At 56.4% G+C, this 25,632-nt stretch carries 29 protein-coding genes, 1 tRNA gene and 1 pseudogene; 16 read left to right on the top strand and 15 right to left on the bottom strand.

Annotated elements, in window-relative coordinates:
• Positions 1–9: 9 nt before the first annotated feature.
• A complete protein-coding gene (locus ACFQS4_RS12020) occupies positions 10–126 on the bottom strand; it encodes an HVO_2523 family zinc finger protein (protein WP_305882003.1) in 117 nt (38 codons plus the stop codon).
• Positions 127–296: 170 nt separating this feature from the next.
• On the opposite strand from ACFQS4_RS12020, the gene ACFQS4_RS12015 reads away from it, so the two are divergent.
• The gene (locus tag ACFQS4_RS12015; protein ID WP_497901741.1) at positions 297–617 is read left to right on the top strand and encodes an antibiotic biosynthesis monooxygenase family protein; all 321 of its coding nucleotides are present in this window, start codon (positions 297–299) and stop codon (positions 615–617) included.
• 292 nt (positions 618–909) lie between these two features.
• Here ACFQS4_RS12015 and ACFQS4_RS12010 read toward each other — a convergent pair whose 3' ends face one another.
• Positions 910–4,053, bottom strand: a complete 3,144-nt coding sequence (locus ACFQS4_RS12010) for an adenosylcobalamin-dependent ribonucleoside-diphosphate reductase (RefSeq protein ID WP_497901740.1) — start codon at positions 4,051–4,053, stop codon at positions 910–912.
• A gap of 506 nt (positions 4,054–4,559) precedes the next feature.
• On the opposite strand from ACFQS4_RS12010, the gene ACFQS4_RS12005 reads away from it, so the two are divergent.
• On the top strand, positions 4,560–4,739 hold the full coding sequence (locus tag ACFQS4_RS12005) for a DUF8029 family protein (protein WP_497901739.1): 180 nt from the start codon (positions 4,560–4,562) through the stop codon (positions 4,737–4,739).
• On the opposite strand, the gene trpG is transcribed toward ACFQS4_RS12005, so the two are convergent.
• The 4 genes from trpG to trpD are packed head-to-tail and all read right to left on the bottom strand — an operon-like array spanning position 4,715 to position 8,993.
• Entirely contained in the window at positions 4,715–5,389 is a 675-nt protein-coding gene (gene trpG, locus ACFQS4_RS12000; RefSeq protein WP_497901738.1) for an anthranilate synthase component II, read from the bottom strand. The two genes, ACFQS4_RS12005 and trpG, sit on opposite strands and share 25 nt — an antisense overlap.
• Positions 5,386–7,275, bottom strand: a complete 1,890-nt coding sequence (trpE, locus tag ACFQS4_RS11995; protein WP_497901737.1) for an anthranilate synthase component I — start codon at positions 7,273–7,275, stop codon at positions 5,386–5,388. Before trpE ends, trpG begins: the two co-directional genes overlap by 4 nt.
• A 31-nt stretch (positions 7,276–7,306) precedes the next feature.
• Complete coding sequence (locus ACFQS4_RS11990; protein WP_497901736.1) at positions 7,307–7,981, bottom strand: phosphoribosylanthranilate isomerase; 675 nt, start codon at positions 7,979–7,981, stop codon at positions 7,307–7,309.
• A 1-nt stretch (position 7,982) separates the two neighbouring features.
• On the bottom strand, positions 7,983–8,993 hold the full coding sequence (trpD, locus tag ACFQS4_RS11985; protein WP_497901735.1) for an anthranilate phosphoribosyltransferase: 1,011 nt from the start codon (positions 8,991–8,993) through the stop codon (positions 7,983–7,985).
• A gap of 167 nt (positions 8,994–9,160) precedes the next feature.
• Between trpD and ACFQS4_RS11980 the strand changes: the two genes are divergently transcribed.
• A tRNA-Val gene (locus ACFQS4_RS11980) sits at positions 9,161–9,235 on the top strand.
• A gap of 375 nt (positions 9,236–9,610) precedes the next feature.
• Here the strand turns inward: ACFQS4_RS11980 and ACFQS4_RS11975 are convergent.
• Positions 9,611–10,033, bottom strand: coding sequence for a DUF7344 domain-containing protein (locus ACFQS4_RS11975; protein WP_497901734.1), 423 nt, complete (start codon positions 10,031–10,033; stop codon positions 9,611–9,613).
• 132 nt (positions 10,034–10,165) lie between these two features.
• On the opposite strand from ACFQS4_RS11975, the gene ACFQS4_RS11970 reads away from it, so the two are divergent.
• The 3 genes from ACFQS4_RS11970 to ACFQS4_RS11960 are packed head-to-tail and all read left to right on the top strand — an operon-like array spanning position 10,166 to position 11,183.
• Positions 10,166–10,474, top strand: a complete 309-nt coding sequence (locus tag ACFQS4_RS11970) for a non-histone chromosomal MC1 family protein (protein ID WP_497901733.1) — start codon at positions 10,166–10,168, stop codon at positions 10,472–10,474.
• Positions 10,475–10,534: 60 nt separating this feature from the next.
• Positions 10,535–10,939, top strand: coding sequence for a hypothetical protein (locus tag ACFQS4_RS11965; RefSeq protein WP_497901732.1), 405 nt, complete (start codon positions 10,535–10,537; stop codon positions 10,937–10,939).
• A gap of 40 nt (positions 10,940–10,979) precedes the next feature.
• A complete protein-coding gene (locus ACFQS4_RS11960; RefSeq protein WP_497901731.1) occupies positions 10,980–11,183 on the top strand; it encodes a hypothetical protein in 204 nt (67 codons plus the stop codon).
• 154 nt (positions 11,184–11,337) lie between these two features.
• Here ACFQS4_RS11960 and ACFQS4_RS11955 read toward each other — a convergent pair whose 3' ends face one another.
• A complete protein-coding gene (locus ACFQS4_RS11955) occupies positions 11,338–11,706 on the bottom strand; it encodes a hypothetical protein (RefSeq protein WP_497901730.1) in 369 nt (122 codons plus the stop codon).
• A 401-nt stretch (positions 11,707–12,107) separates the two neighbouring features.
• Between ACFQS4_RS11955 and ACFQS4_RS11950 the strand changes: the two genes are divergently transcribed.
• The 6 genes from ACFQS4_RS11950 to ACFQS4_RS11925 all read left to right on the top strand — a co-directional run bounded on the left by ACFQS4_RS11950 (position 12,108) and on the right by ACFQS4_RS11925 (position 16,836).
• Positions 12,108–12,356 (top strand): hypothetical protein, encoded by a 249-nt coding sequence (locus tag ACFQS4_RS11950; protein ID WP_497901729.1) that lies wholly within the window; start codon positions 12,108–12,110, stop codon positions 12,354–12,356.
• A gap of 119 nt (positions 12,357–12,475) precedes the next feature.
• Positions 12,476–13,489, top strand: coding sequence for a hypothetical protein (locus ACFQS4_RS11945; protein ID WP_497901728.1), 1,014 nt, complete (start codon positions 12,476–12,478; stop codon positions 13,487–13,489).
• A 321-nt stretch (positions 13,490–13,810) separates the two neighbouring features.
• On the top strand, positions 13,811–14,296 hold the full coding sequence (locus tag ACFQS4_RS11940; RefSeq protein WP_497901727.1) for a hypothetical protein: 486 nt from the start codon (positions 13,811–13,813) through the stop codon (positions 14,294–14,296).
• A 283-nt stretch (positions 14,297–14,579) separates the two neighbouring features.
• Complete coding sequence (locus tag ACFQS4_RS11935) at positions 14,580–15,179, top strand: hypothetical protein (RefSeq protein ID WP_497901726.1); 600 nt, start codon at positions 14,580–14,582, stop codon at positions 15,177–15,179.
• 62 nt (positions 15,180–15,241) lie between these two features.
• Positions 15,242–15,832, top strand: a complete 591-nt coding sequence (locus tag ACFQS4_RS11930) for a hypothetical protein (protein WP_500193415.1) — start codon at positions 15,242–15,244, stop codon at positions 15,830–15,832.
• 188 nt (positions 15,833–16,020) lie between these two features.
• Positions 16,021–16,836 carry a hypothetical protein gene (locus ACFQS4_RS11925; protein ID WP_497901724.1) on the top strand — a complete coding sequence of 272 codons (816 nt, stop codon included), beginning with the start codon at positions 16,021–16,023 and terminating at the stop codon, positions 16,834–16,836.
• A gap of 337 nt (positions 16,837–17,173) precedes the next feature.
• Here the strand turns inward: ACFQS4_RS11925 and ACFQS4_RS11920 are convergent, their stop codons facing one another.
• The 4 genes from ACFQS4_RS11920 to ACFQS4_RS11905 form a co-directional block, all read right to left on the bottom strand.
• Positions 17,174–18,172 (bottom strand): restriction endonuclease, encoded by a 999-nt coding sequence (locus ACFQS4_RS11920; protein WP_497901723.1) that lies wholly within the window; start codon positions 18,170–18,172, stop codon positions 17,174–17,176.
• A gap of 563 nt (positions 18,173–18,735) precedes the next feature.
• Positions 18,736–19,446, bottom strand: a complete 711-nt coding sequence (locus tag ACFQS4_RS11915; protein ID WP_497901722.1) for a serine integrase family protein — start codon at positions 19,444–19,446, stop codon at positions 18,736–18,738.
• Positions 19,439–19,645 carry a hypothetical protein gene (locus tag ACFQS4_RS11910; RefSeq protein WP_497901721.1) on the bottom strand — a complete coding sequence of 69 codons (207 nt, stop codon included), beginning with the start codon at positions 19,643–19,645 and terminating at the stop codon, positions 19,439–19,441. The genes ACFQS4_RS11915 and ACFQS4_RS11910 overlap by 8 nt, the downstream gene beginning before the upstream one ends.
• A complete protein-coding gene (locus tag ACFQS4_RS11905) occupies positions 19,646–19,885 on the bottom strand; it encodes a DUF7336 domain-containing protein (protein ID WP_497901720.1) in 240 nt (79 codons plus the stop codon).
• Positions 19,886–20,255: 370 nt separating this feature from the next.
• Between ACFQS4_RS11905 and ACFQS4_RS11900 the strand changes: the two genes are divergently transcribed.
• The 3 genes from ACFQS4_RS11900 to ACFQS4_RS11890 all read left to right on the top strand — a co-directional run bounded on the left by ACFQS4_RS11900 (position 20,256) and on the right by ACFQS4_RS11890 (position 22,777).
• Positions 20,256–21,278 (top strand): DUF8098 family protein, encoded by a 1,023-nt coding sequence (locus ACFQS4_RS11900; protein WP_497901719.1) that lies wholly within the window; start codon positions 20,256–20,258, stop codon positions 21,276–21,278.
• Positions 21,275–21,952 carry a DUF8169 family protein gene (locus ACFQS4_RS11895; protein WP_497901718.1) on the top strand — a complete coding sequence of 226 codons (678 nt, stop codon included), beginning with the start codon at positions 21,275–21,277 and terminating at the stop codon, positions 21,950–21,952. The genes ACFQS4_RS11900 and ACFQS4_RS11895 overlap by 4 nt, the downstream gene beginning before the upstream one ends.
• Positions 21,953–22,135: 183 nt before the next feature.
• Positions 22,136–22,777, top strand: a complete 642-nt coding sequence (locus ACFQS4_RS11890; RefSeq protein WP_497901717.1) for a hypothetical protein — start codon at positions 22,136–22,138, stop codon at positions 22,775–22,777.
• Positions 22,778–23,523: 746 nt separating this feature from the next.
• On the opposite strand, the gene ACFQS4_RS11885 is transcribed toward ACFQS4_RS11890, so the two are convergent.
• Both ACFQS4_RS11885 and ACFQS4_RS11880 read right to left on the bottom strand, forming a co-directional pair.
• Complete coding sequence (locus tag ACFQS4_RS11885) at positions 23,524–23,949, bottom strand: hypothetical protein (RefSeq protein WP_497901716.1); 426 nt, start codon at positions 23,947–23,949, stop codon at positions 23,524–23,526.
• Positions 23,949–24,080: a hypothetical protein gene (locus ACFQS4_RS11880; protein ID WP_497901715.1), complete on the bottom strand. Its 132-nt coding sequence runs from the start codon at positions 24,078–24,080 to the stop codon at positions 23,949–23,951. Before ACFQS4_RS11880 ends, ACFQS4_RS11885 begins: the two co-directional genes overlap by 1 nt.
• Positions 24,081–24,240: 160 nt before the next feature.
• On the opposite strand from ACFQS4_RS11880, the pseudogene ACFQS4_RS11875 reads away from it, so the two are divergent.
• Positions 24,241–24,495: pseudogene (locus ACFQS4_RS11875) on the top strand (DUF790 family protein); the annotation flags it as partial.
• Between the two features lie 507 nt (positions 24,496–25,002).
• On the opposite strand, the gene ACFQS4_RS11870 reads toward ACFQS4_RS11875, so the two are convergent.
• Positions 25,003–25,467: a hypothetical protein gene (locus ACFQS4_RS11870; RefSeq protein WP_497901714.1), complete on the bottom strand. Its 465-nt coding sequence runs from the start codon at positions 25,465–25,467 to the stop codon at positions 25,003–25,005.
• Between the last annotated feature and the right edge of the window lie 165 nt (positions 25,468–25,632).

The following is a 25,632-nucleotide window of genomic DNA, read 5'->3' as shown; positions in this document are numbered from 1 at the left end:
GATGTGGGACTATCGAAACGGATCGGAACAATCGTAGACGACGCCGTGTTGCGGACAGACGTATTTGCAGTGACGTTTGTAGAGGTGGGCCCCGCAACTGGGACACGCGGGTCCAGCGTCGGTCATTGGCTAGTTTTCGGCGTCGGGCATGCTAAGTGTTCCGTCGGAGGCACCGTTGAAGGCTGTTTCTCGCGTCTTTTGCGTAAATGGTGCGTAGAGTTAGGGGTTGTCTCCGCCGCATATCGTGTTCGCGGAAGCGAATCTTTTTGACCGCGAACGCCTGGGTACAGGTATCGATGTACCTGGTTACGTTTCGCCTGGATCCTGGGGAGTACGATGCGGAGTTCCACGAGTTGAACGACTCGATCCAGGCCGTTGCCGAAGAGACGGACGGGTTTCGCGGCAAACGAACGTGGAACGACCCAGAGGGTGACGAGGTACTCGTCGTCTACTACTGGGAATCACTCGACGCGCTCGAGGCGTTTGGTGTGGATGCAGACCACAAACGAGCGAAACAGCGGTGGAGCGAGTGGTACGACGCGTACGAAGTCACCATCACGGAAGTCATCGAAACGTATGGAAACGGATTCGGTGACTCCGCAGACCCGCCCGAGTAGGGTATCGACTGTACCAACTATACCGACGGTAGACCGCATCCAGATCCGCAGTATCACTTGGCAAGTATTCAACGGAGCCCCGCAGGTCAGTCACGTCGTCGGATTCAGGCCTGACACGGACGTTCGCCGATCATCTCGAGAACCTCTCGACGGGCGCGGTAGGCGTTAGAAACGATTCGATTTTCGGTGTGGCCGCTGGCTCGAGAGTCAATCCACCCGTACAGTCGAACCCATCGTCGAAAATCCGGAAAGGTACAAATCCGAATCGGCGTCGGACGCTATTCGTACTCGATCAACACTCGCTCCAACCGCAGGACTCGCAGGTCTTACAGCCCTCCGAGAAGTAAAGCGAGAGTGACCCACAGGAGGGACACTCCGGAGATTCGCCGGCGTCGATGAGGTCCTGCGTGGCGTCCCGTTCGTCCGCAGTCGCCGCCCCACCGTCGGTCTCGTGGTCGTCCGCGTCGACGGTCTCCACGTTGGTCTCGAGGCTAGCGTCTGCGTCAGCGTCAGTCTCGGCGTCCGCTGACTCCTCGAGCGTCTGCTGTTTCGGGTACGGCTTGTCGATCTCGTCGTCGAGATACCGGCGCATCGCGGTGCCGATGGCGTCCGGGATCGACTGTATCTGTTCGCCCTTGTCCCAGGCGACTTTCGGACTCCGAGTTCCACAGAGTTCGTCGATGACCTCCTCGGGATCGACGCCCGAGCGCAGTGAGGTGGAGATGACCTTCGCGAGCGCTTCCGTGAAGGAGTTCGTGAAGCCGCCGGAGTGGCCGATGTTCGCGAAGAGTTCGAACGGCTGGCCGGTCTCGGGGTCCTCGTTGATCGTCACGTACACCTTGCCGTAACCGGTGTCGATCCGCTGACTCACGCCCTGGAGCGAATCGGGGCGTTCGCGCTTCTCGGCGAAGTCGACCGTGACGGGTTCGTCCTCGTCGCCGAGGGTCGCCCCGTCGGCCTCGAGTACGTCCCGGACGTCCGCGCTCTCTAAGAACTGTTCGAGGCCGCCGAAGATGTCGTCTATCTGCTCGAGCAACGCTTCGGCCGCTTCCTGCTCGTCGGCGAACTCCGTGTTGTCGGCTCGCGTCGTTAACACCTGCTTCGTCCGGGTGCCGTCGCGGTAGTAGGTGACGCCCTTGCCGCCGTGCTCGTAGACCCACTCGAAGACGTCCTTGGCGTCCTCGAGCGTGGAGTCATTGGGCGCGTTGACTGTCTTCGAAATCGCGGAGTCGACGCCCTCCTGGCAGGCACACTGGACCGCGGCGTGATCTTTCGCCGAGAGGTCCGCGGTGATGACGAACAGTTCGCCGATGGCATTCGGGACCGTCTCGAGGCCGTCGACGCCGTCGAACTGGTTCGTGGCCATCTGTTCCTGGGCTTCGCGTTTTGCGGCCTCGACGTCGACGTCGTTGGCCTCGAGCGTCCGAAGGAAATAGTCGTCGAACTCGACGAGCATCTCGTCGCCCTGGACGTCGTCGGTGACGTTCTTGTAGTAGGCGACGTTGTAGATGGGCTCACAGCCGCCGGTCGTGTTGCCGACCATCGAGGTCGTCCCGGTTGGCGCGATGGTCGTCACGTTGTGGTTTCGGATAGGGTAGCCGTCCGCCCAGTCGTCGGCGGACTCGCCCGTCTGGTGTTCGAACCACTCGCGGTACTCGGTCGGGTTCGCGTACTTCGAGTCGTCCCAGTCGGCGAAGGAGCCGCGCTCTTCGGCGAGTTCGTGGCTGGTCGCCTTCGCGCCGTGGTTGATGTGGGTCATCAGCTGGCGGGCGACCTCGTTGCCCTCGTCGCTGCCGTACTTGATGCCGAGCTGGATGTACAGCTGAGCGAGGCCCATGATGCCCAGTCCGATCTTGCGCATCCGGCGAACGGTCTCCTCGATCTCCTCGACCGGGAAATCGGACATGGTGACGACGTTCTCGAGGAAGCGCGTCCCGTACTCGATGCGTTCGTCGAATTCTTCCCAGTCGATGGCGTCCTTGAGGAACGCGGCGACGGCGTCCTGGTGGGAGTCGTACTCGTCGGCGTGTTCGGCCGACCAGACCCGCCAGTCGGGGGCGTCGAAGTCCGCCAGCGTCGAGAGGTTGATGTGACCGAGGTTGCAAGCCTCGAACTCCTCGAGCGGCTGTTCGCCGCAGGGATTTGTCGCCAGGATTCGGTGGTCCGGATGCTTCTCCACGTCGAAGGAGTGTTCCTTGTTGACCCGCTCGAGGTAGATGACCCCCGGTTCGCCGTTCTCGTGGGCACCCTCGACGATGCGTTCCCAGACGAGTTCGGCGGGCACCGAGAGCGGTTCGCCGACCTCGACGTACTCGCCGAGGTCGTAGCGGCCGTACATCTCCTTGGTTTCCTCGGTGGCGATGTGGGGCTCTTCCGTGCGCGGGTTGGTGAACGTGTACTCCTCGCCGTTCTGGACCGCCTCCATGAACGCGTCCGTGACGCCCACGGAGATGTTGAAGTTCGAGAGGTGGCCCTCGACGGCGTTGCGCAGGTGTTTCGGTACCTTCCCGTCGTCGTCGATCAGTTCGCGGGCCTCCTCGAGCGCCTCGGCGAACGTCGTATACGTGTAGTCGTCGGGATCGTTGAGCCGCAGCGTGTGTGCCAGCGAGACGTCCTTGTTCTTCGCGTGGATGAATTCGATGACGTCCGGGTGCGAGACGCGCATGATGCTCATCTGGGCGCCTCGCCGCGTCCCGCCTTGCGCGATGGTTTCACAGAGTTGGTCGTACGTCCGCATGAAGGTGATCGGTCCGGAGGCGATGCCGCCCGTGGAGCCGACGCTGTCCCCGAACGGGCGAAGCTGCCAGAAGCCGTAGCCGACGCCGCCGCCGGACTGGAAGACCTCGGCGGCCTTCTTCGCGGTTTCGTGGATGTCTGCGAGGTCGTCGTCGGGGCTCATGACGAAACACGCTGAGAGCTGCTGAAGTTCGTCGCCGGCGTTCATCAGTGTCGGCGAGTTCGGCATGAACGAGAGGCTCTCCATCCCCTCGATGAACGTCTCGGCGACGTCTTCGACGTGCTCGCGCACGGGTTCGGGCAGTTCGGGAACGATTGTGTCGTAGGCGAACTTGTTGACGTTCCGCTCGGTCAGCGTCGTCTCGCTGTCGTCGTCCACGGTGGTCCCCTCCCCGAAGACCTCCGCCGCGAGTTCGTCCCGTCGCGGGTGACCCGGCTTGAGCTGATCGGGCGTAACCGTGATCTCGAGATCCTGGTTGTTCGCTTCGTACAACGCTTCAGCCAGCGCGATGTTCTTCCCGACGCGCTCGAACAGTTCCTCCTGGGTCTCGGTGAGTTCGCCGTCGGCGTTCTTCCGGAGGTAGCGGGCAGGAAGGATGTTCTGGTAGGCGTTGGCCGTCATTCGCTCCTCGAGGGTCTCTCCCTCGGTGCGCTTGATCGGTAACGTGAGGTCGTCCGCGGTGAGTTCGGACTCGCTCATGCGCGTGCCACCTCGAGCACGCAGGAGTCTCCTGACGCGAGTTTCCCCGAAAATTGAGTGTTCCGTTCCATGAGTAGTGACGACGGTTTGGTGTTCTCCCAACCCTATAAATCTACCTGAGTTGTAAGAACGCAATTTCAGTTGTGTTTATACCAGTCGGTGTTCGCAACTGAAACCGGCGACTGAGACTGCCGCCGTGGCGTCTGTGAGTCGATACGGACCCAACGGCCTTAACGATTTCCAGAGTGGACCGAAAGTGATCGAATTCCCGTTCAGAACGGCGACGTACGGTGGTTTTTAGTTTTTCGATTGGAGGAGATGGCGGTCTCGCGAACACACGACACGGTGGGGTGCCTAGCCGGTTCGTGGTTTCGACGCGTTACGTCGTATAGAGTGACTCGAGTACCTCGAGCGACTCGACCGGCTGTCGCCGACGAAACGTTCACCTCCGAATTACTGTCAAGATGGTCGGAAGTATTAGGTGTCTCTAGCGTGCGTAGGTAGGTATGCTAGATCCGATTACAGGTTCACCGGTGCTCATGGTGCTCGCGGCACTCGTCGTCCTCTTCGTCGTCGTCGCCGCGGTCAGGTTCGCGATCAAGATGGCGATCCGAGTCGGTCTGGTCGCCGCCGTCGTCCTCGCCGGACTGTACACCGTCGGCTATCTCGACGTCCTTCCGTTCTGAGAACCGATTCCGTCGAGGAAGTTCTCGATGACGTCGTGGCCGACGGCGGTGAGCACGCTTTCTGGGTGAAACTGCACGCACTCGAGCGCCACCTCCGGATCGGCGTGGCGAACGCCCATCACGAGCGACTCGCCGTCGTGGTTGGCCGTCGCCGTCACCTCGAGACAGTCGGGCACGTCCACCGCGACGAGCGAGTGGTACCGGCCGGCCTGGAACCCCTGTTCGAGCCCCGAGAAGACGCCCTGCCCGTCGTGGGAAACGGGTGAGGCCTTCCCGTGAATCGGCGCCGGAGCGCGGTCGACCGTCCCGCCGAGGGCGTAGACGGCGGCCTCGAGGCCGAGGCAGACGCCAAGGATCGGAACCGTCGAGCGCAGTTCCCGAATGACGTCCATCGAGACGCCCACGTCCCGGTCGTTCTTCGGATGGCCGGGGCCGGGGCTGACGATAATCGCGTCGGCCTCGACCGCGCGGACGTCCTCGAGCGAAGCGGTATTCTTGAGGACCGTCGTCTCGGCGTGCTCGCTGACGTACTCGACCAGATTGTACGTGAACGAGTCGTAGTTGTCGACGACGAGGACGTGCGGGCGGGATGGCTCGGCTTCGGTGTCGGCGGGTGCACCGACGTCGCGACCGTCGCGCGAGGAACTCATCGGCGAGCCTCCGCGACGGCGTTTTCATCGTGGTCGTCCTGTTCGTTGTGCTCGCCTTGCACGTTGTGTTCGCCCTGCTCGTCGTGCTCACCATACTTGCCCCGCTCGCACCGATCCCGGTCGCCGCCTTCGCCGCCGCGCTCCGACCCCCCGCTCGCACTCGAGTCCGCGTCGATGCGCTCGAGGGCGCTCACTACGCCGCCCATCTTCTTCTCGGTCTCGTCGTACTCGGCGGCCGGGTCGCTGTCGGCGACGAGTCCCGCGCCCGCCCGAACCGTGATCAACTGGTCGTCGTCCCGTTCCTCGACCGTCGCCGTCCGGATGACGATCGCGACGTCGGCGTCGCCCGTCCACGAGAAGTAGCCGACCCCGCCGCCGTAGAGCCCGCGCGGTTCGTCCTCGAGGTCGTCGATGACCTCCATGGCCCGGACCTTGGGCGCCCCCGAGAGCGTCCCGGCAGGGAACGCCGCGCGGGTCGCGTCGAACGCGTCCAGGTCCCCCCGGAGCGTGCCGGTGACCGTCGACTCGATGTGCTGGACGTGGCTGTACTTGAGGACGTTCATGAACTCGTCGACGCGGACCGATCCCGCCTCGGCGACCCGTCGAACGTCGTTTCGCGCCAGGTCGACCAGCATCGTGTGCTCGGCGCGTTCTTTCCCGTCAGCGAGCATCTCGCCGGCCAGTCGACGGTCCTCGACGGGGCTCGAGCCTCGGTCGCAGGTGCCCGCGATGGGGTTCGACATGATCTCGCGCCCGCGAACGGAGATGAGCGTTTCCGGACTCGCACCGACGACGGTGAGGTCGTCGTGCTCGAGCAGGTACATGTACGGCGAGGGGTTCACGGCCCGCATCGACTCGTAAAAGCCCAGCGGATCGATGTCGCCGCGGAGTTCCCGCCGACGGGAGATCACGCCCTGATAGATGTCGCCGTCGAGGACGTGCTCTTTGGCCTGCTCGACGTGAGCCTCGTACTCTTCCTTCGATCCAGCGGTCTCGCCCCGGCAACGGAAACCCCCGGTCTCGAGTGCCGTCGCCGATTCCAGCGTCTCCTGGACGCGCGTCGCTTCGGCCAGAAGTTCGTCGTACACCGCGTCCGGATCGTCGTCGGCCTCGAGGACCGGCGTGAACACGAGTGAAACGGACCCGTCCCGTTCGTCGAAGGCCAGCGTCTTCGTCGTCAGGACGAACTGGGCGTCCGGGAATCGCGACTCGGGTCGCTCGCGACCGACCTCCTCGAGCCAGAGGTCGTAGACGGCGTCGTAGGCGAGGAAGCCGACGAGTCCGCCGTCGAAGTGCTGGCGGTCCCGGTCTGGCACGTTCTCGAGGCGGACGTCGGGGAGTGCGCCCCGGAGCGCGTCGAGGGTGTCACCGGCCCCGGTCCCGGTCTCGGTCCTGACCCCGGACCCGGCCCCGCTGCTATCGATTTCGATCGCCTCGAGCGGCGCCTCGTCTGAGAGCGCCTCTACCTCGACTCCCTCGGGCCCGACCGTCACGACGGCGTCGGGATCGTAGCCCACGTACGAGAAGCGAGCGTGGCGCTCCGCCGTGCTCGCATTCGGCTGGAAGGCCCCGTCCGGGTCGCTCGAGGGCGTCTTCTCGGCGCTTTCGAGCAGGAACGCGTAGGGCGTTCGCTCGTTTGCTCTGTCGCCTTCGTCGGCTTCGGTGCCCTCACTGCCTTCGATCCGGTCCGTCGCCGTTCTCCCGGTAAGCGCGGCGTAGGCGGCGAGTGGCGTCGTCTCGACCTCCAGCGTCGCCTCGACGCGCACGATGGCCGGCCGTTCCGTACGGTCGTCAGCGTTCGCGTAGGCACGAAAGCTCTCGCGGTCGGTCTCGAGCGTCACCGTTTCGGCGGATTTCGTCGCGGTCGTCGTCGTTGAATCCGTCATCGCTTCCTCGTGACTGCTCGTCTGGCGTTTCTCACGGCTCGACCACTCGCTGGCGAGGTTCGTTCGGCGCCAGCGCCGTTCGTCGACCGTGCTCGACGAACGCCCTGACGTCGTCGTGATCTTTGACGCCGGGACGCGCTTCGATGCCGCTCGAGACGTCGACGGCGTACGGCGAAACGGTCCGAATAGCGTCCTCGACGTTGTCGGGCGTCAACCCGCCGGCGAGGATCACGGGCGACTCGAGGTCCGCGGTCGCCGTTCGGGTCCGTTCCCAGTCGTGCGTCTCGCCAGTCCCGCCCGCTCCCTGGTCGTCCACGGAGTCCACGACCAGCGCGTCCGCGAGGTCGTCGTACCGCGAGGCGGCCGTCACCCGTTCCGCGTCGACCGCGAGGAACACCTGCGCGTCGGCCTTGGCACGGAGGTACGCGAGGTCGCCGGGGCGCATCCCGCCGTGGATCTGGATCGCGTCCGGGTCGACCCGCTCAACGAGTTCGATCGCTCGCTCCGGGCCGGTCGGCATGGTTACCAGGACGGTCGTCACGAACGGCGGCGCGGCGGCGACCAGGTCGGCCGCCCGCTCGGGAGCGACTTCGCGCGGCGTGTCGATCGGGACGTCCGAGACGATTCCGACGGCGTCAGCACCGGCGTCGACGGCCGCCTCGAGGTCTGTTTCTCGAGTGAGGCCGCAGATCTTGACGCGCGTCACGTCACCGGACCTCCGGGGCGACCCCGCACAGTCGCTCGAGCGTCGCGCTCGCGTCTCCGCTCCGGATCGCCTCGAGCGCGCGGTCAGCGCCGGCCTCGAGGGTCGGCGCCTCGCCGGCGACGTAGATGGCAGCCCCGGCGTTCGCCAGGATGACGTCGCGTTTGGCCCCGTCGACGTCTCCCTCGACGATACCGCGCAGGTCGGCGGCGTTTGCCGCGGGCGTACCGCCCGAGATGTCGTCGATGGCGTGGCGCTCGAGACCGAGGTCGGCCGGCTCGAGGGTGTACTCCTCGACCGTTTCGCCCTCGACTTCGGCGACTCGCGTCTCGCCGTGGATGGCGATCTCGTCGGTGCCGGTGCCGTGGACGACGAGCGCGCGGTCGACGTCCATTCGCGCGAGCGAGCGAGCGAGGATCGGAACCAGGTCGGGGTCGTACACGCCGACGACCTGGGCGTCCGCGCCGGCGGGGTTCGTGAGCGGGCCGAGGACGTTGAAGATCGTCCGAATGCCGAGTTCCTGGCGTGGCCCGATCACGGCCTTCATCGCGGGGTGGAAGACCGGTGCGAGCATGAACCCGATGCCGTCTTCCTCGATGGTCCGCTCGACGGCCGGCGGTTCGGCGTCGATGGTGACGCCGACCTCCTCGAGCACGTCGGCGCTACCGGACGAGGAGGATACCGAGTAGTTGCCGTGTTTGGCGACCGGGACGCCCGCGCCCGCGGCGACGATGGCGCTCGTTGTCGAGACGTTGATCGTGTCATAGTCGTCGCCACCGGTGCCGCAGGTGTCGACGAGCGGTTCGCGGTCGGGGTCGATCGTTCGTGCGGCGTTTCGCATGCCTTCCGCGAAACCCGCGATCTCGGCTTCCGTTTCGCCTTTCGCGCGCAGGGCCGTCAACAGCGCACCGATCTGGGCCTCGGTCGCACCCTCGAAGACCGCGTTAGAGGCGGCTCGAGCGTCGGCTTGCGTCAGGTCGTGACCGTCAGTTACGTGTTCGACGTATGGTTTCATAGAGGACACCAATGTATGAGTCTGTCTTGTAATGATCAAACAAGTACATCGACTTAAGCGTGTCGGAGCCTCGTCCGTGGTGACATCTCGCGCACGGCCACCGATTCGAAACCTTCAATTAGGGTGGCGGGCAACGATTGACTGCAGGACGAAGACACGAACCGGACGGGTTGGTGGTCTAGTCTGGTTATGACACCTCCTTGACATGGAGGAGGCCGGCAGTTCAAATCTGCCCCAACCCATTTCTTCCGCGCTGTTAACTCAATGAGCAGACGCCGTCGGGTTCTTTATTAGTAGTCGCTTTTCGTGGGTGAGTCATTTCAGGTGGATGCCCGTTGTTCGTGTGGGATCGTCGTCTCGTCTCGTGGTTCACTCTCAAGGAAATGTGACAGAGTGATAAAACTATGCACCAGCGCGCGGCTTTCAAACCGCTGCTCTGGTGACGCCGACCCGGGGTAGTTTGTGAGCTGAGGCGATCCCGACGTGTCTCACGGGCACGATTCCGCGGGTATTTACGAAAGCGGTGGTGAGTGTCGAGTGCTGGCGCAGGCGGTCAGGTAACCGACTCAACGGACATGAGTATTTGCGCCAGCATTCCACGTCTTCGAGTAGCGACGCTAGCCGTCCAGCGAGTCGCAGAATGCGCGGTAGGCACTCCAGATCCTCTCGGGTGTCTCTGTCGGTGTGATGGTTTTCCGATCCTGATCGTAGGCAACAATGCTATTCTCGAGCGTCGTCATGTGCTGCTGGTAAAGGGCGATATAGACGCGCTCACGTTGCTTCGAACTAAGTTCCGAGATTGTACAGTCGTTTTCGCGCGCGGCCACCTCCTCTGCCAGGTCGGACACTGTGACGGTACTGTCCGAGGGCTGGTCGGCCAGATGTTCGATTGCCCAGCGGCGCCGGTCGGACGACAGGATGTTCATCGCGTCATTGGGATCGATGGGTGTGACGTGTGACTGTGATGTGTGACTGTGACGTGCGCGTGTGATGGCTTCTCGGATGCGACTAAGTGGATTGCGGAGTGATTGCATTTTCATTGGTGTCATCTCGGGCGCGGGTCGTCCCGACGCACTACCTGCCTACTGTCGGGGCGACCCGCACCCGGTTCGGCTAAAGGCAAAGACCAGGATGCACACGCCTTTGTCAATGGGATATCTCAGATAAGAAGAATGGCTGATAACGACAAGCGAAACTTTGTGTTGCGCGACAGTGATGGTAACGAATCCAGCGTTTTTAGCGGTAGTTCTCCGCGTCAAGCAGCACTAAAGGCTGCCCGACGACTCCCCAGTGGGGAGTCTGAAGACGAAGCTGATCATATAGATATTCGACTTCGTGAGCGTGGCACCGATGATGTGCACGTGTACGATGCTTGGGCGTGGAAGGTCGATGCTGACGAGGATGCGCCTGAGTGGGTTGGTGACTCGGTGACTGAAGCGAACGTATCTAAACTGCGGGTTGATCACGTGGATAACGACTAACAATCGGTAGTGGCAGGGCTGCTCTCCAGCTTTAAACGGGTGGTTCTCGTATGTTTAGGTATGATGAACGATACTGCAATGCTCCCGTCAGATTGGCGCCGGAATCCGGGCATGGCCATGCGAACAGCTCGCTACGCTTGCTTCGAACACGATTCGATGACGGCTTTCATCGACGTGTGCCCACCTGCTAACTCGGAGGGTCTGTTCGATGTCGACGAGACCTCGTGGGCAATCGCGAAACTGTACACCAGCCACGACACGCTCGAGGGCGTGCAGTTCCGCGACCAACGAGAGATCGAGCACCAGGAAGACATGGCCATCGTCGTACGATCACTGGCCGACGCCTTCTACAACGAGTTCTCCGACAACCTCGCTGTAGAGGAGCGCGAAGAGCCCAGTCCCGGACTGACAGTCCCAGACGACTGGCCTGAGGATGCGGAGCACCGAACGCTCGACGAGTTCTGACCCATCAACTGTTTTGACCTTCGACACTGAAATATCAGGCATGACCGACACCCCACCTGTAGACTCAGAGCGGTACGATGAAATGATCATTAAGTACAAAGATGGGGAGGTGAGCGAGAGAGAAGCGCGGGAGTTCTTCGGTGAGGAGTTTGAGAAAGCGAGAGAGACTGTGGTAGCGCTCCGTCATATCGATGCATCGGACGAAGCTCTGGATGAGCTAAGCGAGATGGATTTCGAGTTCTAGCTTACCAACTGAACCGCAGAAGTCCGGATGTCAACACGCGTGCGCTGTGACCGCACGTGCTTGTCAGGCCAGTCCCCGCCTCAAAGGCAAGGGCGTGGCCTGCATCCATATTGAGGTACGTGCGCACCCCTGTTAAATGGTGTCGGCGAGGGTTTCACCCGTGACGTTGCCTGAAGAATTCTTTCTGATGCTTCTCGCATAGCCACTCCTTGCCTGGCCCGCGAACTGCATCACGGTCACACCCCTCTCTTTCACACGTCTGCCCTTCCGGAGGCGAGTCTGCCATACTGTCGCCCATCTCTCGTGACTCCTCGATGATTTTCCGAGCTTCTTCATTAACATCAAAATCGTCATCCTCGGCGTTCTGCTGTTTTATCATCGCTGTACCGACCGCGTCAAGGACTTCGTCCGGGGTCATCTCCTCGAGATCGTTCTTGGTGATTCCCTCTTCGGATAGGGCATTCCGGATTTCTTCACGTTTTTGTTCGATGTGTTCTTCGTCGAACTGTGGGTCGGTGGTCATGAATAGGTGTTTGTGGGGTTGCTTCAAGATGGTATCGACCAGGGAGATGTGGCCATCGTCATGCACAGTCTCATCGGGCAACAAAAACCGACTGGAGGTACGAGGGTTTATCAGTGAAGCCGCGGCCAGCACAGTCCATGCCAACGTGCATTGATTCCACACAGGATTTGCACCCACAGGACTGGATGATCATCGCGGAAGCGCTGGTGACGTTAGCTGGCAACCCCACCCAGATATCGTCGCCTCGAGAAGAGAGGGCGTGGGAGTTGATTGATGTGATCGCAGCAGAGCAGGGAATGCCTGCGTCCGAGTTGATCCGGCAGATAGACTCAGAGTGGCCGACTCAGTAGTTTCTCTTACTTCTTTTGTTTAAACGACTGTAGGGCGTATTTTTAGTTGTAATGTCAGAAACAGACGCAGACGCAGAACCGATAGTGAACGGCAGTGCAGTAACCGAAGACCGCGCAGCCTTCAACCTCCTATTCGTAGCGATGGGAATCCTGACCGGGAGTGCAGGCACGCACCTGTGGACTCAATTGGACGGATGGGTTCTGGAAACCCCGACGTGGATGCTTGTCGCGTGTGTAGTCATCTATGGGACTCTCTCGATTGTTGGTGCAGTCGTGATCTCCCCAGACGACGTTTACTAAGTCTCGTTTTACTTGAGAACCGGGTAGTTCAGTGGTAGCAGTCTTTCCGAACCGTGCTATAGAGAGATTCTTCTTGACACCTAGGTTTATAATACTGGGGTTGTCAGTCAGGTATAAGAATGAGTACGGGTGAGAGTAGCCAGGAAATTGGCCCTTCATCGGAAACTATCCAACAACGAACGCATTGGATTCGGGCCAAAGAAATCAGACAGGTAGCAATCAAGGACTACCTGCGAAGCATTGACAAGGAGGTTCCTGACTACGAAAAGGATGTTCGGGAACATACTGCGAAAATACTAGATGAAGACGAGTTCAAGGAATTCAAACGCCAATTCCGATTCGGAGGCCAACAGAGCCTGAACTTCTTCGTCATCACTGGCATTTCCAACGAATTTGATGACTTAGAGTCGAAGGTTATCCGCCAATTCCCTCGATCAGAAGAAGTGGAGGGAATGAAGAATGAACCATTCATTGCTAATGCACGTCAGTTCAATGACCGACTTTATCTCGTCTTGGGTCGGCACGTTACGACCAAGTGGACTGATCCTGAGACTGGTGAACCACAACGAGAACTCTACCCGGACGAGTGCATCGCGGTGATAAACCGAGATACCGACCTGGTACACGTGAGAACCGCGGATGTCGCATTAAGTCGGAAAATCTGCAAAACAGTCGCACGGGCAGTCGGTATCGATGTCACTCGGGACGATGTCTTGTACAAACCAGACTTCGACCAGCAGTTCATTGAGGAGTTGGGTGATGAGATCCAGAAGTACATCAATATGAGTCTCCATATCAACGAGTCCTCGGATCGGACTGCTGGATCAGTTAGATTCACATCACAGAAGTCCGACGATGGAAAGTACATGGATCTCCGGGATGACAAACAGGTTCAGAACGAACTCACCCAAGGCGATGGGAACATCTCACGGGGTTACGTCAAGTTGAAAGAAGGTGGTTTCTCCTTCGACCTGAATCGCCCGCAGAGTAAAATTTGGTTCAGAAGTTACGAACGCGAAGAACGAATTAACAAGATAGAGGAACTCATTAACGATGTTCTCGGACAAAGTGGAGGATATCCCCAGCAAAAATTACAAGAATTTGGAAACGTCTCTAAGCGAGATTCAAGCTGAGCAGGGGAGATTCACTCGGACGACGTTAGCAAAACGGTCTGGAGTTGATGAGTCACAAGTCCTTGTCTTCTTATCCGAGTTGTGTGATGAGGGTGCGTTAGCAGCGAAAATCAAGGTGCGGTGTCCATATTGTGGTCAAGATCATGGGACATTCGCATCTCAGGATAGTGTTCCAACGGAGTCTGAGCGGTGCTTCTGTGGGGAGGAGTTTCGCCCTCATGAAAAGACAAATTGGTCTGTTGTATACGAGTTCACGGAGAGCCCCGATTTTTTTCTAACCTCAAGTTGGAGTTTGAAACCTTCATAGAGTCTTCTAGCGATTTGAACCCGAAGTACTTTGAGACAAAGTTCTCTGAGCTGGAAAGTCTAGACAATAGTGCAACGAGAGGCAGGTATTTCGATTACTTTGTGGGACTGCTGTTCAATCAACTGCCGGGTGTTGACGTAGTGATTGGCCGGGAGGTGGCGACAGGGGAGGTTGATGTGTTTGTCACATGTCTAGATGCACCCGAATGGCTGCATCGGCTAGTAGGAGACGCAACCCTATTGGAGAATAAGTGGCGTGGAGATGCGACTGGGACGAACGATATCAGCGTGTTCCATGACAAGGTGGGGATGGCCACTGTATCCTGCAAAGTTTGTTACTTCATCAGTATGGGTGGATTCACATCAAGTCGAAATATTGGGGCTGAGCAGTTGATTCAGTCGAAGCGAGATCCGAAGATGGTTGGATTGACTCGAGAGGATGTGGAACAGATGGTTGAGGAGGGATCTCCTGAGAGCCTCCTTCGGGGGCATGTAATGTGAACTACTGGCTTCTGTTTCACTTGGGGAAGCGTACTAGCCGGGCAGTGCGATAAGGCGAGATCGTGCTTTGTGGGTCGTTTTCTTGTTCACGGGGTGGGAACCTCTTGAACAGATGTTGTTCTTGGCAACTGATCGTGGAATGAGTATCACCCACGGTGTACTGTCTAATTCAGGAGTAATGCGACCGATGGAGGCTAACTGGTTGCTTGACATTGAACCCACTTTTGTGCACATAGAGGGGAATCATTAAGTGAATAGTCTGAGTACGCATGAGTCGAAGCCAATGTCTGAAGAACGAGAGCGGGCAAGCATTACGCTGCCCACGTCGCTGAAAGAGAAGCTCAAGGAGGATGGAAACATGTCTGAGACGATTGAGGAGGCGCTCGAACGATACTTTGAGACATCGACTATCCACTATGTGAATACCAACGCCCAGTACGTGCCCGGAGATGGGACGAAGATCTACTCCAATGGAGTCGTCGCGACGTACGGTGCCGAACGGTTTGGAGAATCACTCCGCGAACTAGAGCCAGGTGATGGTGTCGTATCGTACGTGAGTGACTCTTCGGTCAAGTACGACGGTGGAGCACGGGCCTTTGGCGTCGTGCAGGCTTCGTGGAGCGGCTCGAGAGTTCCTGCTGAGGAGAACCTGTACAATCCTGGGGAGGAGGAGTTTCGAGAGTACCACGTCCCTGTGAAGTGGCTCGGGGTGCTCGGAGAGGAGTCAACGATCAGTCCGGAAGACATCCGCACCACCACGGGGCGAAAAACACCACAGCGAACGCTGGAGACTCCCGGAAATGAGTATCAGCACGGAATGCAATTGCTCGCGGAGGTCATCCTCGGGCGGACGATCCTTGCTGACCTGTTCCGAATCGAGTGAACACTGTCAACCAGATTCAATATATGTCATCCAGACCAACCTACCCGCCTGAAGAGCAGATCATGATCGAGAGCGCCGCCCTAACCGGACGGACGCAGTTCTTCCACCACTGCTCCGGCTCAGCGCTTCCCGTACGCGATATCCCCGATCGTGGGAAGACCGAACCGAACATCGAGTACGGCGCTGAGCAAGGCCTCAACACCGATGGTGAGATCATTGCCGCAGAGAACTATCACCACAGCTGCGTGCCACAAGCGATTGCATCATTCCTCACCTCCGATGAGCAGTTCCTTGTGCTCATCACGAACCCCGACCAGTTGTCTGGCGGGAAGCAGATTGTTGGGTACATTGAAAAGAGAGACTACCTGGATATGGGCGATCGATATGCGGTGACTGGCCCCGTGAAGCTGTACGGCCTCGCAGATGCAATCCCGGTGAATGAGGTCGGGGTCAGCCCCCGGAGTGAGGCAAAACTCGGAGAAGCCGAGATGGAGACCATCCTTGACCACTTTGCCGGTTATGAGGAGGTAACTGAGGAATGCCTTGAGGAGACGCTCCGGCTCAAAGAGAAGCATTCAGATACACCATCTACTGTTGGTTGTGGATGCAGTTCTGACTCCGGCTCCGTCGAAGACGATACTGGCGGTTGTTGAGCCGGGGTGTGCTTTCCAAGTGTGACAGCCAGTCGCGTGGCTCTGAAGTCAGTAAAAGTAGCTGTGAGCCTGACCGATGTCGGCGTAACTATGACTGGTAATTCTAGTGTTTTGACAAATGCGTAACTGTGATGCGTAGGTGTGAACCGACAGTGTAATGTTTGGTTGTATGAATTATCAGACAACAGATGGCACGACTCTACCAGTACGCCGCCTCCAACACCAAGTCGGGCTACTTCCTCTACGGTGGCTCCAGCGAAGGCAACTATACTATGCGGGCAACCGATATGGGTAAGCGACTCTTCGACCGATTGGCCTACGACCCTGGAATCATCAATGTGGAGCGAGGCCCGCGTATTCCATCCCAACTACAGTGGGCGATGTATGATGTGGGGCTGCTCAAGACTGGTGACTCTGAACCGTCTGGTGCCGGAATTGACGGAGATCTCGATGCTGAGGACGCGGAGATCACCGAGGAGATGATCGCCCAACTCGAAGAGTTCGTTCTCGGCGAGGACTCCGATCGTGAGGAAATACAGAAACTTGCCGAAATTCTAGACATCGACCCCAAAGGGGACTCCCCCACTCCGATCTGGGAACTTTCCAAGTTCGAAGGGCAGGGTATCGTGAGCATGTTCGAGAGCAAGTTGGATGAGTTAATTTGCACCGAAGACGTGCCAGACTGGGACATTGATGTAAGGCACACACCCGAAATTCCTGGCCCTGAAGGTACGACGACTTTCTACGTTGACATCGAACACCCCGAAGACAAAGACGAGGTATACACACATCAGATGTACTATGTTGCCGATGAAAACTCGGATACTCCGGGGTTGGCAACAATGACGAAGCTACCCGTGGATGTCAACCGCCGCGTTCGAATTGACCGGCAGCGCGGGCGGATACTAGAGGCTATGAGTCACGTCCCTCGGCTAGTCAGTATCTATGCCGGCAATCCGACGGAGGAATTGAACTGTATCATTCTAGAAGAAGTGCTGGACTGATTGTCCCACAAACTAAAACCCGCCAGGCGGATTTTGTGGATTAGCATTCCACAGTTTATACTCTGTGTGTGTTTGTTGGGCGAGTGATGTGACCGCTACTTGCCACGTAGGCTGTTGCGGTGGTTGTTGACTGCCTCAGATCCCGCCTGCTGTATCGCCTATTCTCATGACTTCCACTGGCACCGATGTTCTCTCGAGGAGACGACCGATCGACAAACAATGTGAGTGTCCATCTCTGTTGAAATCCTCAGCGGATAACAAATTCTGATAGTGATCGATGAGTGTAATGGAACGCCATATCATTCGGTATACTAGAATAGTTGATTAAGCTCGTTCGTTAGGAGCTGAAAGCTAACGCGTTCTGTTCGTGTAGTGCATCGCGCACATCACCGAACTCAATCTCTAATCTTTCACCACTATTCGCATAGGTGAGTCTATGTAGGTCGATGTTGGGGGGTATTGGTTCACTGATTATCGCCCAATATTGAGTCTGGCCGTGGGATATTTCGAATTTCGATGAATTCCACTTATCCTTGAAATGGACGGACGTAATTGCCATTACAGTGTCACTGGCAACTGAATACTGGTAGTCATCCTCAGTTTCGAAGGAGAAGTACTTGGTTCGAGCATCTACTTTGTCACCCATATTAGTGATCTCTATGAATACTACTACCCTGCCCTCAAAGGTCTTCTTTCCACCCAAACTTATCTTCTCCTCCACCACTGAAATATCGTGAGTCAGATAGTGTTCAAGAGAACGGCCCCGCGATAATCCAACAGCCTTCATTGAAATATCGACGCCTTCAGCCGTTACGGAGACGGGTTCAGGGGTACTCGTCGTTGGAACTTCACCGAGTTGTTGGTCATTTGATTCCTGACTGGGATAACTCGGGCGTTCAACTGTAGGCGAGGGTGCATCCTCTGAGGCATAATCCCTTACCAACTGTTCTGCCTCCAGACGGTGGATGAACTTGAGCAATTGTTTCCCATTGATGCATTTAAGATTGAACTCTTCTGCGATTGACTTTGCTTCCCCAGTGAATTCGCTTGTCGTTACAATTATAACTGAATCGACCTCGTCACGTTGTTTTAGGGAAGCATATTTTTGCATTTCTGGACTACTCACCCGACTCCTTTCTCCGTATTTCTTAGCCTGGATTAATATTTTCTGCTTATATGGGAAATCCTGTGTTGCTACTACGTCGATTCCCTTATCATTACTTTGAGCGGTGACCTGCGTATTCCAGTCTTGGAGAGTCCATAGGTCTGCAATGAGGTGTTCAAATTGATTCGGTGAGAAGTCCTTACGGAGGATTTGGAGGAGACCTTGATTCATATCTATACTCTATGATGAACTCTCACTAAGCCTATAAAGCGATTCGATAGTAGGAGATTTCAAACCGTCATGGTATAATTTAGAGGTATTATTCTCTTCGCATATGTGATGGGTAGTAGTTTCACAAGAGTAGATGTCTAAGAAAGAGGGTTTCAACAGAGTCGAGTGTTCTTCTATCGGTCGCGGAGAGAGTCGCGCACCTCGGCGACACCTTGGGTGGAAGGACGATGATCTCGAAGAGTGGCGACCGCTCAGAGGGGTAATCTTCCTGAATGCGCGTCGGGGTGCGCGGAGTCCGTTGTGATCAAAGTCGACGTGATCGATGTCGAGAGTGCCGGGTTCAGAGACGCGGAGCCCTCCATGTGTAGAGAGCGCGGATGAGGCGTTGGTCGCGGGTCTGGAAGTAGGGCGGGCTGGCGTCGTAGACACTCTATTCCGGAACCGGGTTTGCCAGGTCTGTAGGTGGGGAAATCATGGTCAGAGTACGAGATAGACGGCTTTGTGTGTCGATTATCCTGAATATCGAGGAAAAGACGACGATGTCCGACCGACCGCTTGGACGGCTAGGGAGATATTGTATCTGCGTCAAGAATGATCTCACGTTCTTCGGCCTCTTTGAGGTATTCGTCACGCCGGCCAAGGATATTCGCAATTGTTCCTTCAGGCACGCAAGTCTCGTTGTTGATAGCTGCATACGTCTTTCCCCGGTCACGAAGTTGAATCACTCTGAGCGCTCGTTGGAACTCTTGGGTGTCCGGAATCTGCTGTGTCTTCTCCGCGTTGTAGGTATACCCGAACCGGGGACGACCGAAGTCGTCACCTCGTTCTTTCTTGATTTTGAGGGCACGCTTCGCCTTCCGAATTTCTTCCTCCTTGGTGTCGCGTTCGATACGACGCTTCAGGTCGAACGTGAGGTCGTCTTCGTCCACGTCGGCGTAGTAGACAATCTCACAGTCACCTTGCTTGCAGGCGTATTCGATGATGGTGAAGTATTCGTCACGGCAGACCCGCCGATCGTCCCATGCGACGAGGTACTGGTGCTCGCCGTTCCGAATGCGTTCAACAGTGTTTGTAACGCGGTCGTTCTGGTCAAGCAGGCCTGCTGGTTCGTCTCGAGTCATCGAACTGAAACCTGTGTGTACGCCGAGGTCGAGGATCTCACGTTCGTCGGCGATTTCATCGGCGAGCGCTTTGACTTTCTCGCGTTGGTCTTCGAGGCCGATGTCGTCATCGCTACCTTTGGATTTGCGTATCCAGACGAGCGCCTTACTCATCGTCCTCGTCCTCTTTTTCGCGTTCGTGGAACTCGACCTCGACGACTCCGGTGTTGGGGTTAATGCTCCACCTGAGTTCGAGGTCTTCAGCTGGGGGAGCGCCCTTGATCATCCGGATTTGCTTCGGTATGGTTGATGCGACCGAAGATTGGCCACGTGGCCAGGCTTTGGTTTTGTAGCAGATTCGGTCGTTGGTCATCTATTTTGCCTCCTCGGGAGTGACGATCCAGGTAGTATCATCAATCTGTAAGCTTTTGCTGCCGTCGCTCCAGTGGGAGATGCTGTAGTCTTCGTCGTATCCGGTTTGCTGCTCATGAGCGGCGTCGTGGTCGTCGGCGAGGGCGTCTTTCTTGTCGGAGTAGACTCCGTGGATGGTGGTGCCTTCGTAGGAAATCTTTTCGGTGAGGGTGTACACGACTGAGTCTGAACTGTAGTTCATGTTTGGAGGGTGATTTCGGGCCGTTTCGAATTTGCCTTACTCTGTGTATTACTACATGCCTTATCTTTATATGCTTAAGGGAGAGTGGTGGTCACTCAGAAACTCCCGACATTCTGAGTGACGAAGCCAGCCATCCAAGCGTCGGAATAATGGCTAAAGCCGGAGTCAGATGAGACCCGGATTCCAGGTTCTTTCTCAAGAAGGGGCTGTGCCACAAGAGGCAGGCTGGTCTTCACTTTCAGTCCGAGGCAACAACCTTTCACCGTCCCTGCTGAACACGATAGTAAGAACAGCACTCACCAGCAGGTATCGAACTCTCCCAAACCAGTACCACAAAACATATCGGCATCATAGCGAGTATATTCCAATCATGACTCCTCCCACACCGGGCTCGAACAACCCATTTCGTGAGGAGGAACTATATGCAGACGCCCTTTTACGAGGCATTGAGCTTGCAGTAGAGGACGTTTTCGACGACCCAGGCCGACATGTCACACGAACAGAGCAAGAGAAACTCTGCTACTTCGCAATCAAAGAGTTCGACATCCCGGTCACCTACAGCTGGTACCTTGCTGGAGCCTACACCAAAGTCGCCGGCGAGCCTGATAACGCCCCCGGACGAATTACCACCAACACAGCAGGGATTCAACGTGATCATGGCGAGGATGAGCGCGTTCAACAGTACCGAGATTACTTCGCGTCAGAAGTCTTCTTCGACGATTACGACTTACGAAAAGTTTGGTACACTGGGAAATTCGAATTCCTCCGCGATTTCTACCGGGAATGCGCTCCCGACGAGTACACCGACCTGTATCTCACATCGACGGATATTCGAGAGCATCTCGAAACCCTTGATGAGACAATTGAACAGGAAACAACGAACCGTTCGCTGTCGGATTTCGGCGGAGGATCTCAAGAGGGACTACTTTCTGAGTCGGACGAACGAGAATTTCGTCTGCTCATTTCCGACCTCCATCTGGAACTTTCGCAAATAGATGAGCTGTCCGAGATAGTGGATATAGTTACTCGAGGAACAGATGTGATTGAGCAGGTGTTTGCTCAGCTCACTACCCTCGAATCGATATCAAGCGAACAAAACGTTGTGTTGCAGGATCTCGCACCGTACTTCTACTACAGCGTCTGGCGTTACCCGGCAATGTATATTTCTACCCAAACCGCAGAGGGCCCGAATCGGCACCACTTGATTGGGGAACATGCAGACCGCTTTACGGACTTCCACGAAGAACTGCTGTCGAGGCGTTCTCGGTTGAGTGAGCGATGTACCGATGCGGGTCTCTATCCGCGTGCTGGTCATCACTCCCGGCAAGTAGACGAAGAACAGATGGCCCATCTGCACGAGATGGCGAGGGAAGTTCTGGAGGGGGTTGAATGAGCGGAGCTTCCCAGCTCAATCTGGACACGTCAGTGGTGGTGAACTACGTGTATTCTCAACTTCCTGGGGATCTCGAAGAGGATCGGGGATGTCAGCGACTCATCGATGGTGAGTCGTTCTACACGGTGATTGGTGGGAAGGCCAATGGGGAGTTCGATGCACTTTGTGAACGTCGGTACAATCTCTACGATGACGTGGTTTCGTACCTTCGTGATACTGATAACGATATTTTTGAGTACGACCCGCGCGACCGAGATGTCCACGTCAGCCGGAATGACCGGCGACATTTCCGGAACGATATTCAGATGAGTTGGTACGATATGGAGAAGCGAGAGCAGTTGTCCACTCTGCGTCGCTGCCTTCAGGACATTGAATTGTACCAGATTCAGCTACCGGACGAATTGATTGACCAGTGTTTCCCACAACAGAGCAACGACCAGTTGTTAAGCCGATTCCGGAGCGATCTCGGTATTGGCCATGATTGTGAGATCCTCGTAGATGCGGTCGAGGTCTCTCGTCAGCACTCAATATCTACCCTTGTTGCTGTAGATTCCGATATTACTGAGGGGGAGCACATTGATATTGTGCATGAAATCATCGAGGATGTACTTGGTGTGTCGGATTTGCTCCGTATTTCTGAGCCTGAAGGGGTGAGCACTGTGAGCGGCGATTGAATTGCTTTAGCTGGCTGTTCTAGCGTCGATGAACACTCGGTTGTGGCGTTCTTCGAAGGTCATCTTGGCAAGAAACTGGATTGTTCGCTGTTCAACTGATGGATGAAGCCGGTCTCAAGTAGACTCTCCACCACACACGATCCCGGACTAGAGTTTATATGATGAAAGGAGAGACAGTTCATCGTGCAAGGAGAACTGGAGAACCGAGAGGAACCCGATCCAGAGGTAGTATCTGAGGAGAATCTACGGGAAACTCTCTACGATCAGTTCGACATCTCCACAAAGGGCCGAGTAGGGATTCGATGGATTCTCCCTCTCCTCGAGAGGTCTGTCGAAACGGAATCACGATACGACGTCGATGACCGCTCCAAAATCCTCGCCGAAATCGCCCTGTTCCAAGCATACGAACGAGAACCCAAGTTCAAAATGTTTGCTTGGGCCGCTGTACTTATCGGCGGTTTCGACCTTCTACACACTCTCAACCCGGGAGTGTACAGCGTCTTGTTCATCGCTCTCGCAACAATCAACGGGTTCGTGTCTTCCCTCCGCTCACCAGCGATGATGGCTGCCGAGCTGGAAGGGGCGACTGACGAAGATGGCATGCCAGCCAATTATCGGACTAAAGCACTCTCCAGCGTCAACACGAACGTTACACTAGTGCTGTTCGTTATCGCTATCGGGATTCAACTGCTCATGACTGGTGAGTTCATACAAGGAGAGGTTGTTGCGAGGAACGTTGCCGATGGAAGGGTGAGCCCGGCTGTCTCTGCGATCGTGTTGATTGCCATCCCGTTGGTGTACAACCGGATTCGTGGAGAGGATTGAATCGCTCTGGCGGCGACACCTCCGGTCGAAATTATCTCGGCAAAGAGCCCGACCATCTGGCCGTCGAAATGATGGATGAAGCCGGACTCAAGTAACGCTCCACCCCGGGGTTTCTCGTTGATGAACGTTCTTTCGCCAATCCGTTAGATAGGTTCTCTGACCATTCTTGATAGAGAACGTTGCTGTAATGACCATTCGTCCTGACTATCTGTGTCAAAGGGCGATCCTTGCAACAAGTACCCCACTCCGAATATACCGGTTCGTAGCTTTTCCGCTTCCAACCTAACTGGCGTTATCTACCCCAGTAATCCATATATCGCTCATCTAGCCATTGGCGGAGGTCTTCAGTATTGTCGAAGTCATCGCTGTTGAATCGGCTTACCTCGTCGCTGGTATCAGCGTCTACAACCGACCATTGCGGCACAACCACAGGTGAATCATCCAGATTGTCCGATGTTAGTAATAACGTATTCGCCTCTGAGGTCGGCTAGTGCGTCGAGAAGTACGCAGGGGTAGTTGTGGGCCGGTTTGATTCCTTCGATGCCACAGGCACCACCATACTGTCGCGAGGTTGTACGGTGCGTGGAAGTACCCCTGGTTGGTAGATTGGTCATCGAGTAGCGCAAGAGCATCATCAAGGAGTCGGTCGACGTAGCGGTTTGAGACATGTCGACGTACGCGTGGTTTCAGAGCGGTCGTATCATCATTCTATTCTGTTTGATAATTATTGCATGACACGCTCATCGTTAGTGTGATAAGTGTTCAATGCCGTCGAACGTTGCCTGCTTTGATTCCGTCTTGTCGTTAACCACACCGTCATCAGCTTCGCTTTCTTTTACATCGTCGCTATCGTCAGTATCATCGGTTTCCGATTCTCTGAGTTGGTAACTATCCTTATCTAGTGAGAACGACGTTTCGAGATGGTGCACGAGCGCGTTTTTGTGGTCATCCTGTGCTGCATTAACAAATTCTCTGCTAGGAACGCGGGCGCATTGCACCCACTCACCGTCGCGTCGTTCGTGTAGACTTGCGCGGGTTACCAGATCTCCATCCATATCCAGTTCGATACGAGCAACCCGTTCAGAATGCTCATACACACGCTTATTAGGCGTTTTTGACTGGATTTCCCACGTGTGCCACAACGGGATCAGAGACTCGAGGTCGCGCGGCATTAGAAGTCGCCCCTGTTGATGTGCGGGTGGTAGTCGGGTTCGCTGTATTCCGCGATGACAATGTTGCTTGGAATGTGTTTCGTCCAGACGCAGTGTGCTTTGTCGTTGTCTACGCTTTGGGTGTAGGTCATCCGGATTTATAGGCCCATACCGGACGTAAAAGGGTTCGTCACTGCGTTTTAATAACCTACAACACAGGCTGTCTCAGACGTCGCACTAGCTGTCCAGCCTGTCGCAGAAGTTTTGGTAGGCAGACCAGATGCGTACGGGTACTTCGGTTGGCGTGATGGTGAAGAGAAGCTATCGAAAATTCGAGCGGCTGATATCGATAACTTGGTGATCGCTGTGTCGGAGCGATTGGACTGCGCCGAGGAGGACTTCGGCGAGGCCGCTGATCACGTGCTCTGGTTCAAAACCGGCATCCACGTCTATGATGTCGTCGAGCTAATCGAGGATATGCAGCCCCGGTTGCTGCCCAGTCCTGACACCTATACCGATCTCTCTCCCGGCGTGGGCGACTCGTCGTCGACGAATTTCAAGGCGTGAGTAATCAATATATTTGGTTGCGGTTGTAACGCTATCTCTTTTTGTTATGTTGATTATGGATCAGGATACACACACAGTGTATCAGTTCCAGTCTGCGGAGTTTCAGAAGGGGGGCGGGTGCACCGCAGGATTTCTCAGGATAGTCAGCGACAACAACCTACGCACCAAGCTGCGAAATTAACGCTCGTTTCTACCCACTACGGTAACGTTGGTTGTGATTTGTAATAAGGTCTTTGCACGTGAAAACCACCGTGGCTCACTCCCCACCCCCTCTCAGAACGCTCAGACTGGAAGTGACACTCTGTGTGTGTTTGTTGGGTGGTTGATGTGAATTCTATTTGATACGCGGACTGCTGTGGCTGTTGTTGACTACCCCAGATTCCTTCTGCTGTACCGCCTGTTCTCATAACTTCCACTGGAACCGATGTTCTCCCGAGGAGCCGATCGGACGGCAACAGTGCGCGGGTGTCATTCTGAGGAGGAGACCGTGTTGCCGCTCGAGCAGGGTTAGAGTCGAATCCGTTCCTCCTCTACGTCCACTTCTTCGCCGTCCTCAAGAAGGGTAACTGATAAAGTAGGCATGAAGGTATCCTCTGCACCCTTGGGGAGCTCGATTCCCAACCCGTCGAGGCCAGGATACCAATCACGGACTTGTTTGAGTTGTTTCGAAGTCTCGTTCGTGTCTTCGTCGGAATCGACTCGTATGTGGGCAGTATATTCTTTGGAATGATCGGCCACGTCGTAGTAGAAGATGACTGAGAGATGATTTTTATTAATGATGCCTACTGGCGAGGCGATGACATCGCTTAGTTGAGGATCTTTGCCAGTCTCCTTGCTCAGAATGTCGAAATCAGGCTTTTCGATGTCCGGCGTCTCGATGTCGGTGTCAGGATTTTCGTCTCTTCCCGAGCAACCAGCGACGAGGGCCGTGCCAACGCCGGTGATGGTGGCAAGGACGTCTCTACGCCGCATAGCCCGCAGGAGGAATTCATATGGCATAACCTTTCTGGTGATTGAGATTATGGTTATCCGGACGCACTGGGGTGACGCGTAGACGGTTAGCCCCTGTATGTATTTTAAACAGGGTTTTGATGGCTCGTCAGAGACACTCGCTATGCTGCCTGTGCTTCTGTAATG

It is taken from the genome of Saliphagus sp. GCM10025317 (genome assembly GCF_042663665.1).
Lineage (GTDB): Archaea > Halobacteriota > Halobacteria > Halobacteriales > Natrialbaceae > Natronosalvus.
This window is presented reverse-complemented; position numbering and strand designations above follow the sequence as displayed.

Excerpts from the sequence above, each read along its gene's own strand:
- ACFQS4_RS11965 (WP_497901732.1), top strand. The coding sequence starts at position 10,535 with ATGATGAACGATACTGCAATGCTCCCGTCAGATTGGCGCCGGAATCCG.
- ACFQS4_RS11870 (WP_497901714.1), bottom strand. The coding sequence starts at position 25,467 with ATGCGGCGTAGAGACGTCCTTGCCACCATCACCGGCGTTGGCACGGCC.
- trpE (WP_497901737.1), bottom strand. The coding sequence starts at position 7,275 with ATGACGGATTCAACGACGACGACCGCGACGAAATCCGCCGAAACGGTG.
- ACFQS4_RS11925 (WP_497901724.1), top strand. The coding sequence starts at position 16,021 with ATGGCACGACTCTACCAGTACGCCGCCTCCAACACCAAGTCGGGCTAC.
- trpG (WP_497901738.1), bottom strand. The coding sequence starts at position 5,389 with ATGAGTTCCTCGCGCGACGGTCGCGACGTCGGTGCACCCGCCGACACC.
- trpD (WP_497901735.1), bottom strand. The coding sequence starts at position 8,993 with ATGAAACCATACGTCGAACACGTAACTGACGGTCACGACCTGACGCAA.
- ACFQS4_RS11905 (WP_497901720.1), bottom strand. The coding sequence starts at position 19,885 with ATGAACTACAGTTCAGACTCAGTCGTGTACACCCTCACCGAAAAGATT.
- ACFQS4_RS11960 (WP_497901731.1), top strand. The coding sequence starts at position 10,980 with ATGACCGACACCCCACCTGTAGACTCAGAGCGGTACGATGAAATGATC.
- ACFQS4_RS11950 (WP_497901729.1), top strand. The coding sequence starts at position 12,108 with ATGTCAGAAACAGACGCAGACGCAGAACCGATAGTGAACGGCAGTGCA.
- ACFQS4_RS11880 (WP_497901715.1), bottom strand. The coding sequence starts at position 24,080 with ATGACCTACACCCAAAGCGTAGACAACGACAAAGCACACTGCGTCTGG.
- ACFQS4_RS11915 (WP_497901722.1), bottom strand. The coding sequence starts at position 19,446 with ATGAGTAAGGCGCTCGTCTGGATACGCAAATCCAAAGGTAGCGATGAC.
- ACFQS4_RS11920 (WP_497901723.1), bottom strand. The coding sequence starts at position 18,172 with ATGAATCAAGGTCTCCTCCAAATCCTCCGTAAGGACTTCTCACCGAAT.
- ACFQS4_RS11930 (WP_500193415.1), top strand. The coding sequence starts at position 15,242 with ATGATCGAGAGCGCCGCCCTAACCGGACGGACGCAGTTCTTCCACCAC.
- ACFQS4_RS11895 (WP_497901718.1), top strand. The coding sequence starts at position 21,275 with ATGAGCGGAGCTTCCCAGCTCAATCTGGACACGTCAGTGGTGGTGAAC.
- ACFQS4_RS11970 (WP_497901733.1), top strand. The coding sequence starts at position 10,166 with ATGGCTGATAACGACAAGCGAAACTTTGTGTTGCGCGACAGTGATGGT.
- ACFQS4_RS11935 (WP_497901726.1), top strand. The coding sequence starts at position 14,580 with ATGTCTGAAGAACGAGAGCGGGCAAGCATTACGCTGCCCACGTCGCTG.
- ACFQS4_RS12010 (WP_497901740.1), bottom strand. The coding sequence starts at position 4,053 with ATGAGCGAGTCCGAACTCACCGCGGACGACCTCACGTTACCGATCAAG.
- ACFQS4_RS11955 (WP_497901730.1), bottom strand. The coding sequence starts at position 11,706 with ATGACCACCGACCCACAGTTCGACGAAGAACACATCGAACAAAAACGT.
- ACFQS4_RS11885 (WP_497901716.1), bottom strand. The coding sequence starts at position 23,949 with ATGCCGCGCGACCTCGAGTCTCTGATCCCGTTGTGGCACACGTGGGAA.
- ACFQS4_RS12020 (WP_305882003.1), bottom strand. The coding sequence starts at position 126 with ATGACCGACGCTGGACCCGCGTGTCCCAGTTGCGGGGCCCACCTCTAC.
- ACFQS4_RS11975 (WP_497901734.1), bottom strand. The coding sequence starts at position 10,033 with ATGAAAATGCAATCACTCCGCAATCCACTTAGTCGCATCCGAGAAGCC.
- ACFQS4_RS11910 (WP_497901721.1), bottom strand. The coding sequence starts at position 19,645 with ATGACCAACGACCGAATCTGCTACAAAACCAAAGCCTGGCCACGTGGC.
- ACFQS4_RS11945 (WP_497901728.1), top strand. The coding sequence starts at position 12,476 with ATGAGTACGGGTGAGAGTAGCCAGGAAATTGGCCCTTCATCGGAAACT.
- ACFQS4_RS12005 (WP_497901739.1), top strand. The coding sequence starts at position 4,560 with ATGCTAGATCCGATTACAGGTTCACCGGTGCTCATGGTGCTCGCGGCA.
- ACFQS4_RS11900 (WP_497901719.1), top strand. The coding sequence starts at position 20,256 with ATGACTCCTCCCACACCGGGCTCGAACAACCCATTTCGTGAGGAGGAA.
- ACFQS4_RS12015 (WP_497901741.1), top strand. The coding sequence starts at position 297 with ATGTACCTGGTTACGTTTCGCCTGGATCCTGGGGAGTACGATGCGGAG.